Raw genomic sequence first — 8017 nt, 5'->3', positions numbered from 1 at the left:
ACCTCTTCGCCCCTGAAACCGCCCCGTAACGCACCACCCAAGGACTTGTGATAGTGTCTTGATGCAGTCGCTCATGGGGGAAACCCCCAAGACCGCGCTGCATCGCTGCAATAGTTCTTTTAAAAGACCTACATCACCTATATAACCCACATTACCCATTACGACAATGCAATAGTTCTTTTAAAGCACCCACATCACCCACATCGCCCATTGCATCTTTTAAAAAATCCTGTTAAAATAACAATATCGTAAAAGCAATGGTTTTACCGCCATGATGATTTCTACCGCACAAGCCGCTGAATTACTAGGTGTCTCTGCTACTCGCGTCCGTTTCCTGTTGAGCAAGGGCAGAGTCAAAGGAGCGTATAAAGTGGGTAGAACTTGGGTGATTCCCTTATTTGACGGCATGCCAGTGGTCACCCCCGGCACTCGTGGACCGAAGCGGAATTGGTCAAAGCGTACAAATTACACTAAAGCTGTGATCCACGTTAATCAGAAAGTTATTCGCCAAAATCACAACACTGGCGAACGCAATCCCGTGATTACCGTAAAACGCGGATCTAAAAACATTTACGGTCATACTGTTGAAGTCAATGGTCCTTGTCGGGTAATGTATCGCCCAGATAATCCCCTCAATTGTGGAGCACGGGTATGGATTGAGACAATTTCTGATTTTAAGGTTAGCTGAGCCAGGTCTAAACTATTAGTTATAGCGCTACGCCCTGGGAATAGGGAATAGCGATCACTCACTCATGGTGCAAAGTACACCATTTGCTCCCCATACTTAACAACACTTGCAATCCTGCTCCCTGCTCCCTCAAATCCAAAATGATTCAAGCCTTACCCAAACCAGTAACATTTGATCAATTTATTGATTGGTATCCAGTCAATTCAGAAAGGCGCTACGAACTGCATGATGGGGTAATTGTCGAGATGCCAAAACCAACGGGAATGCATTCAGAGGTAGCCGGGTTTATAGGAGGTGAACTGTTTTTAGAAATTCGGCGCTGTCAATTGCCTTACTTGATTCCCAAAGAATGCGTGATCAAACCACAAACAGAGTCTGGGTATGAACCAGATGTAATCGTTTTAGACAAGCAAAAAGTTACTGATAACGAACCACGCTGGAAAAAAGAATCGATAATCACACAGGGGTCTTCTGTTCGTTTAGTTGTAGAAGTGGTTTCAACAAACTGGAGCGACGACTACGCTTTAAAACTCGAAGATTACGAGTCTTTCGGAATTGCTGAATATTGGATTGTTGATTATTTGGGTTTAGGCGGTAGGCGATTTATTGGCAATCCTAAACAACCTACGTTATCGGTTTACCAATTGATAGATGGCGACTATCACGTTAGTCAGTTCCGAGGAGCTAACCGTATTTTATCGCCAACCTTTCCAGAATTAAGGTTAAATGCTGAACAGGTTTTTCAAGCGATCAGTTAATTACTGCCTGATCCCGATTCCACAAAACTTTTAAAATCATTTCATTACTAAGCAACGCGAGTCACGCGAAGCTTCCGCGCTAATGCGATTGACCGTAGGTCACGCTACGCGATCGCATTAGCATTAACCATTGTCTCTACGCATCTGTTTCTTCTCCCCCCACACCTCCTACACCTCCCACACTTCCCACACTTGCCACACTTACCACACTCTTTACCGGTGAGCATCAATCCTCCTGACTAGCTTGGGGGAAAATAGTGAGCTAATTTTGAATAACCTAACTAACTATTGTAACAATATGAATTTAAGATTTGGTTAATTAAAGGTAAAATCAGGTGGACATTGGGAGTAGAGATAGTAATTCAGATGCTCAAAGTAGGAACCTTAGTTCGAGTGATTTATCCTGATTATGTTGCAGGTCTTTCCGGTCGTATTGAAGCACAGGAAGAATCCGGTCGTTGGATAGTCAGATTAGAGGAAAATCCCTTTGAGCATAATGATCAACCATTTCTACTATCTCTAGATGAGTCAGACTTTGAAGTGATTAAGCCTCCTTCATCCTAGTTAACCTAGTTATCATATTTTATAATTATCAGATTTTCCATCTCCACCAACCATGAAACACCAGATAAATATAAATGAGTTCAAGAAAAACGTCAAAGCTGACTTTAACACCAGACCACACTATGATCAAGGAAGCTTTCACCCTCGGCTAGCCAAGGGTCTAGTAGAACTATCCCAACTGGAAACTGGACAACGAATTCTAGATATTGCGACCGGCACAGGTTTAGTAGCAATTCGTGCAGCCAAAATTGTCGGTGCTTCTGGAGCTGTTGTCGGTGTAGATATTTCCTCAGGCATGCTCAATTTAGCCCAACGAAAAGTTAAAGCGGAAGGTCTCAACAACATCGAATTTATAGAAGCAGATGCAGAAACTATCAACTTTCCAGATAATAGTTTCGATAGGATTCTATGTTCTTCAGCCATTGTATACTTAACAGATATCCCTGCTGCGTTACGGCAGTGGTATCGCTTCGTAAAACCAGGAGGATTAGTGGGATTTTCCTGTTTTGCAGCAAAGGCCTTTCCTACAGGGGGTCTGTTTCGAGAAAAAGCAGGAGACTATGGCATTGTAATTCCTAATCCCAATCAACCCCTTGGTAGTCCTGAGAAATGTCATCAGCTACTCACCGAAGCAGGTTTTCAAGACATCAACGTCAAAACCGATCAACTTGGTTACTACGGCAGTGATACTCAAACAGTAGCAGCAAATTCTTGGCGAGGAAACTCAAAGAGTGCCTTTGGGGCGGAAGTTTTCCAGCTTTCTCCAGAGAAATTAGCACAATTGAAAACTGAATTCTTTGCAGCCGTTGAACAATTAGCCACAGCACAAGGCATTTGGATAGATATTACAACGTTTTTTGTTTGCGCCAGGAAATCGATAACATTGAATATTATTAAATAATCCCTCTATCTAAGCTAATGCGCTACGCGAACAGCTATCAGCTATCAGCGAACAGCTAATGTGAATGCTAATTGAGTTCCGAACAGCTTGTGAATAAAATAAGCTGACTGCTGACTGCTGACTGCTGACTGCTGACTGCTTACCTTAGGTTTTTAAAGGTTAAATCTTCCACTATTGCTATTATTTATTTTTCTGTTTGTTCTTCCTCCACCACTGGCATTGATTCTGTAGTCGCTTCTGCTGAGTAGCCTGAAAATTTAGCCAATTGCTCTAAAGACAGCATACCTGGATAAAACCGACCATTAATTTCCCAAGTTGGAAAGCCTCTGATCTTCGCTTCAATGCAGAGGTTAGTTTGGGACGTTTCAGCCCTTGGGTCACATTCAATATAATTAATCTGCTTAAATGCTTCACCAAACATTTGCTTCTGCTTTGTGCAATAGGGACACCAGTAAGCCCCATACATTTTAGCACCAATTTTGTTCAAATGACCAGATAAAGACGTGGCTGAAGGGGTAACTGGGAGTTCAGGAGGAGGGGATTCTAGGGTGAGTTTTGTAGGGGTAGAGGGTGAGGGTTCTCCTAAAGAGGATTCCGCAGCTACTGTCAGTAGGATAAGACTAGAAATCACCCAGACAGTCTTATTTAAACTACGAATAAATATCCATGGGAGTTTAATGCTAGGTTTCGCGTTCATAGTTTGTAGGGGATATAGTGGAATTATCCAGGGAATTAATCACTTCTTTACCGTTTTAACCTGATATTGTCGGAAACTCCCAAATCTTTATTAACGGGATGTGGTGCATCTTAATGCATGCAATTAGGGAAAAATGCGCCCGAAAATTCCCACACGTTCCACGGTTTACGCACTTACCATGCTTTACACACTTCCCACCCTGCCCGGGTCCCACACTTACCTTCATTTTTACAAATATGAGATGCACGCAACGGAATCTAAGCTCTCTACTTTGTTTGCTTACCAGACTCCTAGCCCATTAGCTGGCAAGCTAACCATGCCCACATAGCTTTGCCCACATAGTTTTGTATTTGGGTTGTGAACACAGGAATTGCAGAAAAAGGCTTGCATACAAAAGGCAAAAGCCAAGAGGGGTAAAGAGCTCCGGAGTTTTATTGGACAATAAAAAAACACCATTAATATTTACATCTGATTTATAAACGCAATAGGGATTAAGTTTAATCCTTACTTTTCTGGAATTCACCTCAGCATCAGTGAATTATATAATAACTGATTATCACTATTTTTCATAAACAGGCAACTATGGTCAAACGTTTGCTTACCAAAGACATGCTCGACTTTGATGCTCCAGATCAAGTCAAAGATGTTATTCAACCTGAAGGGCGTCCACCGGAAACAGACCCTACTCTGGGTATCCGTCCGGAATTAAGTATTGAAGTTAACCAAAAACAAGGCACTCCCCGACATCGACTAGTCACCATTGGTGATTCCCTAACCCATGGCTTCCAGAGTGGAGCAATTTTTAACACTGACCTGTCCTATCCCATGATGATTGCTCAAGAAATGGGTTGGGAAGAACACCTGCGCCGTCCCAGCCAATATGGTGAATTGGGTGGATTGCCCCTGAATCTGGAGTATTTAGTTCGGCGGTTAGAACGACAGTTTGGTGACAAGATTGACTGGTGGGAATTAGGACCCGCTCTGTTTTCAATCCGCGCATTTATGGATGACTTAGAAGATTATTGGGAACGGGGTCCTGGTTGGCAAGGGGGCATTGGCTCTACTGTTGCTATGCAAAAAGGGATTAACCACAATCTCGCTATTTATGGGTGGAATCTCAAAGACATCATCTCTCACGACGCAGATACTCTCAGAAAAGTAATCGAGGCACCAACGGATGATCTATTGCGGCAAATCGTTGAGAATGGCAACGAACATGCGGCAATAAGGGTTTTGGACTCGGCCCGGGATTCACAGGGTAAAGCACTTACCCCAGTCCAAGCTGCGGTAGCACTAGGGCAAGAAGGAAGTCTAGAAAACGGTGAGGGAGATGGTATTGAAACCTTGATGATCATGATTGGGGCGAATAATGCCATGGGCACCGTTGCTCAACTTAAGGTCAAATGGAGTTGCGGACGCGATTCCAATTCATCACAGCCCAATCAGTCACCTACGATCTGGTGTCCGGAAGATTTTAAAGCTGAATGTGATCAAGTCGTAGAGCAAATCAAGCAAATTAAAGCTCGCCATGTGATTTTGGCTACAGTTCCCCATGTCACCATTGTGCCCATTGGTCGTGGAGTAGGACATAAAATGGCTACTGGCTCGCGATACTTCCCCTACTACACCCGTCCTTGGATTAGCGACAAAGATTTCGACCCCAACAGTGACCCGCACATTACCGGACAACAAGCCCGAGCGATTGATAGCGTCATTGACCAGTACAACGACTATATTGCTGATGCTGTACGTCAAGCTCGAAAAGAAGGTCGAGATTGGTATTTATTTGAATTAGGAGGATTACTGGATTGCTTAGCTTATCGACGTTATATTGAAGACTCCGACTGCAGACCAGATTGGTGGACTCCCTATCAGCTACCACCCGAACTGGAAGCTCTTTCACCAGTACCGGATACTCGCTTTTTTAGATCCGATGCCACCGGTCGCACCAGCGGTGGTTTCTTCACCCTAGATGGCATTCATCCCACTACCATTGGCTACGGTATCGTTGCTCAAGAATTAATCACTCTTATGCAGCAACGAGCTGGTGTCAAGTTTTATCGTAAAGACGGTCGCACAGAGCGTCATGATCCAGTCAAGATCAATTTCCAGCGCCTGATTGCTCTAGATACCCTGATTTCCGACCCACCGAAATCTTTATCAAGTAGTCTGAAATGGCTGGATTGGCTCGATCAGAACTTGCAGATTTTCCAGCGCTTACTAAGAAAGGGGAATTGAAGAATGAAGAATTGAGAATGAAGAATGAAGAATGAAGAATGAAGAATGAAGAATTTAGAATGAATAAATTCTAAATTATCCGGTTAACTAATTAACATATCCAGGATATGGGAATAGGTAGTTTCCTATTCCCGATTTTACAAATTAATTTCAACTAGGAATTAAACTAAATCTCCCCCATCTCCCCATCTCCCCATCTCCCCATCTCCCCATCTCCCCATCTCCCCTGCTCTGTTAGCGCTAACTATTATTATCGCTTTCGTTAATAGTCAATAGTTTACAGTTCTATATTAACGAAAAGCATGGCTTTTCGTTAATAAGCCTATAAATAAAAATTTCTATGATATAATTACCAACTGGAAAAAATCGGCTGAAGGGATCCAGTACTATGGTCAAGGTCAGCTTCAGGGTAATTCAGATTTCGATAAACTGAATAAAAAATGCACTTGAGGCGATTATGACCCAAAACAATCGCTCCCCATGGGATGCTGGCAGATTCATAAAAACCCTAAGCTACTTTGAGGTTATCCCTTTTCTGAGCTGCCTACAGCGATTATTCACAGGTCGTGCCAATAATCAACAATCGAGCCAAGGTAAAGACAAAGATATGGGAGTAATACTGGTAGCTGGGGCAACTGGCGGTGTAGGTAAGCGAGTGGTTCGCCGTCTGCTTGAGCAGAATTATCCTGTACGTGCCTTAGTTAGAGATGCCCAGAAAGCTAGGGAAATCCTTGGGGATAACCTGGAACTATTCGAGGCAGATATCACTATTCCAGAGACCTTGACCCCAGCACTGTACAAGAACATTACTGCTGTAGTGTGTTGTACGGGAACACGGGTGCAACCGGTAGAAGGAGACACCCCGAACCGGGAAAAATACTATCAGGGCATCAAGTTCTATAGGCCGGAAGTAGTCGATACCCCGGAAGTTGTGGAGTATCAGGGTATCAAGAACTTAGTACAAGCTGCAGCGGAGTATCTTGAACCAGGGAAACAACTCCTATTTGACTTCCAAAACCCTTCCGATGACTTACAAGAAACCTGGGGTGCTGTGGATGATGTAGTCATGGGTGGTGTCAGCGAGAGTTCAATCCGCCTGATCAACAAGGCTGCCCTATTTACTGGCAATGTCTCAACGGCAAATTCTGGGGGCTTTGTGTCAGTACGCACCCGCAATCTCCCAACTCCCCTCAACTTAGCTGAGTATGAAGGAATAGAACTGCGAGTTAAAGGGGATGGTCAACGGTATAAATTTATATTGCGTAATGAATCGAAATGGGATGGAATTTCCTACTGCTATTCCTTCGACACCCAGAAAGATCAGTGGATGAATGTTTCGATTCCCTTTGCTGATTTGATTCCGGTATTTCGAGCCAAAACCTTGAAAGATGCTGCTCCCTTCAACCCCAGTGGCATCTGTGCCATACAGCTAATGCTGAGTAAATTTGAGTATGATGGCGCGCTGAACCCAAACTTTGCTCCAGGTTCTTTTGTCCTAGAGCTGGAAACGATTAAAGCCTATGGGGGTATCACCAAGCCCCAATTCATTATGATTAGTTCAGCCGGGGTGACTCGTCCAGGTCGTCCAGGAATTAACCTCGATGAAGAACCACCAGCGGTACGAATGAATGACCAACTGGGGGGAATTCTAACCTGGAAACTGCGGGGAGAAGAAGCAGTTCGCGACAGTGGGGTTTCCTATACTATCATCAGACCTTGTGCTTTGACAGAAGAACCGGGAGGTCAAGCCTTAGTGTTTGCTCAAGGAGACAATATCCGAGGTAAAGTAAGTCGAGAAGATATTGCTGAACTTTGTGTTCAGGTACTAGAGCAACCCAAGGCTTGTAATGTCACCTTTGAAGTTAAAGAGGCAAGTGATGGTTTGCGAGACTGGCAAACTCTTTTTTGCGGTATCAATACCGACAGCAATTAAGTATAGGGTTTCTATCTAGGTTGTAAACACACTTCTTGCCAAAAAAGGCAATTAGAATTTAGAATTTAGAATTTAGAATTTAGAATTTAGAATTTAGAATTTAGAATTGGGATTTTAGAATTGGGAATTGGGAATTTAGAATTTAGAACTTAGAGTTTAAAATTTCTTAATTCTTCATTCTGCATTCTTCATTCTTAATTCTTCATTCTTAATTCTTCATTCTTAATTCTTCATTCTT

General features: G+C 43.2%; 7 protein-coding genes. 6 read left to right on the top strand and 1 reads right to left on the bottom strand.

What is annotated here, in order from left to right; all coding sequences use genetic code 11:
• Positions 1–271: 271 nt before the first annotated feature.
• From AC4II3_RS29580 to AC4II3_RS29565, 4 genes are all read left to right on the top strand, one after another.
• Positions 272–688, top strand: a complete 417-nt coding sequence (locus tag AC4II3_RS29580) for a helix-turn-helix domain-containing protein (protein ID WP_488016045.1) — start codon at positions 272–274, stop codon at positions 686–688.
• A 140-nt stretch (positions 689–828) separates the two neighbouring features.
• Entirely contained in the window at positions 829–1446 is a 618-nt protein-coding gene (locus tag AC4II3_RS29575) for a Uma2 family endonuclease (RefSeq protein WP_488016047.1), read from the top strand.
• Positions 1447–1812: 366 nt separating this feature from the next.
• A complete protein-coding gene (locus AC4II3_RS29570) occupies positions 1813–2010 on the top strand; it encodes a hypothetical protein (RefSeq protein ID WP_488016049.1) in 198 nt (65 codons plus the stop codon).
• Between the two features lie 52 nt (positions 2011–2062).
• Positions 2063–2911 carry a class I SAM-dependent methyltransferase gene (locus AC4II3_RS29565; protein ID WP_488016051.1) on the top strand — a complete coding sequence of 283 codons (849 nt, stop codon included), beginning with the start codon at positions 2063–2065 and terminating at the stop codon, positions 2909–2911.
• Positions 2912–3095: 184 nt separating this feature from the next.
• On the opposite strand, the gene AC4II3_RS29560 is transcribed toward AC4II3_RS29565, so the two are convergent.
• Positions 3096–3608 carry a glutaredoxin family protein gene (locus AC4II3_RS29560; RefSeq protein ID WP_488016053.1) on the bottom strand — a complete coding sequence of 171 codons (513 nt, stop codon included), beginning with the start codon at positions 3606–3608 and terminating at the stop codon, positions 3096–3098.
• Positions 3609–4190: 582 nt separating this feature from the next.
• On the opposite strand from AC4II3_RS29560, the gene AC4II3_RS29555 reads away from it, so the two are divergent.
• Both AC4II3_RS29555 and AC4II3_RS29550 read left to right on the top strand, forming a co-directional pair.
• A complete protein-coding gene (locus tag AC4II3_RS29555; RefSeq protein WP_488016055.1) occupies positions 4191–5846 on the top strand; it encodes a hypothetical protein in 1656 nt (551 codons plus the stop codon).
• Positions 5847–6303: 457 nt separating this feature from the next.
• Entirely contained in the window at positions 6304–7779 is a 1476-nt protein-coding gene (locus AC4II3_RS29550) for a CIA30 family protein (RefSeq protein ID WP_488017360.1), read from the top strand.
• Positions 7780–8017 lie beyond the last annotated feature (238 nt).

The organism is Moorena sp., from assembly GCF_982860115.1.
Note: the sequence above shows the minus strand (reverse complement) of the source record. Positions and strands in the feature narration are given on the sequence as shown.

What these genes read in the sequence shown, in the direction of transcription:
- AC4II3_RS29550 (WP_488017360.1), top strand. Translation starts at nt 6,304, where the DNA reads ATGACCCAAAACAATCGCTCCCCATGGGATGCTGGCAGATTCATAAAA.
- AC4II3_RS29575 (WP_488016047.1), top strand. Translation starts at nt 829, where the DNA reads ATGATTCAAGCCTTACCCAAACCAGTAACATTTGATCAATTTATTGAT.
- AC4II3_RS29560 (WP_488016053.1), bottom strand. Translation starts at nt 3,608, where the DNA reads ATGAACGCGAAACCTAGCATTAAACTCCCATGGATATTTATTCGTAGT.
- AC4II3_RS29570 (WP_488016049.1), top strand. Translation starts at nt 1,813, where the DNA reads ATGCTCAAAGTAGGAACCTTAGTTCGAGTGATTTATCCTGATTATGTT.
- AC4II3_RS29565 (WP_488016051.1), top strand. Translation starts at nt 2,063, where the DNA reads ATGAAACACCAGATAAATATAAATGAGTTCAAGAAAAACGTCAAAGCT.
- AC4II3_RS29580 (WP_488016045.1), top strand. Translation starts at nt 272, where the DNA reads ATGATGATTTCTACCGCACAAGCCGCTGAATTACTAGGTGTCTCTGCT.
- AC4II3_RS29555 (WP_488016055.1), top strand. Translation starts at nt 4,191, where the DNA reads ATGGTCAAACGTTTGCTTACCAAAGACATGCTCGACTTTGATGCTCCA.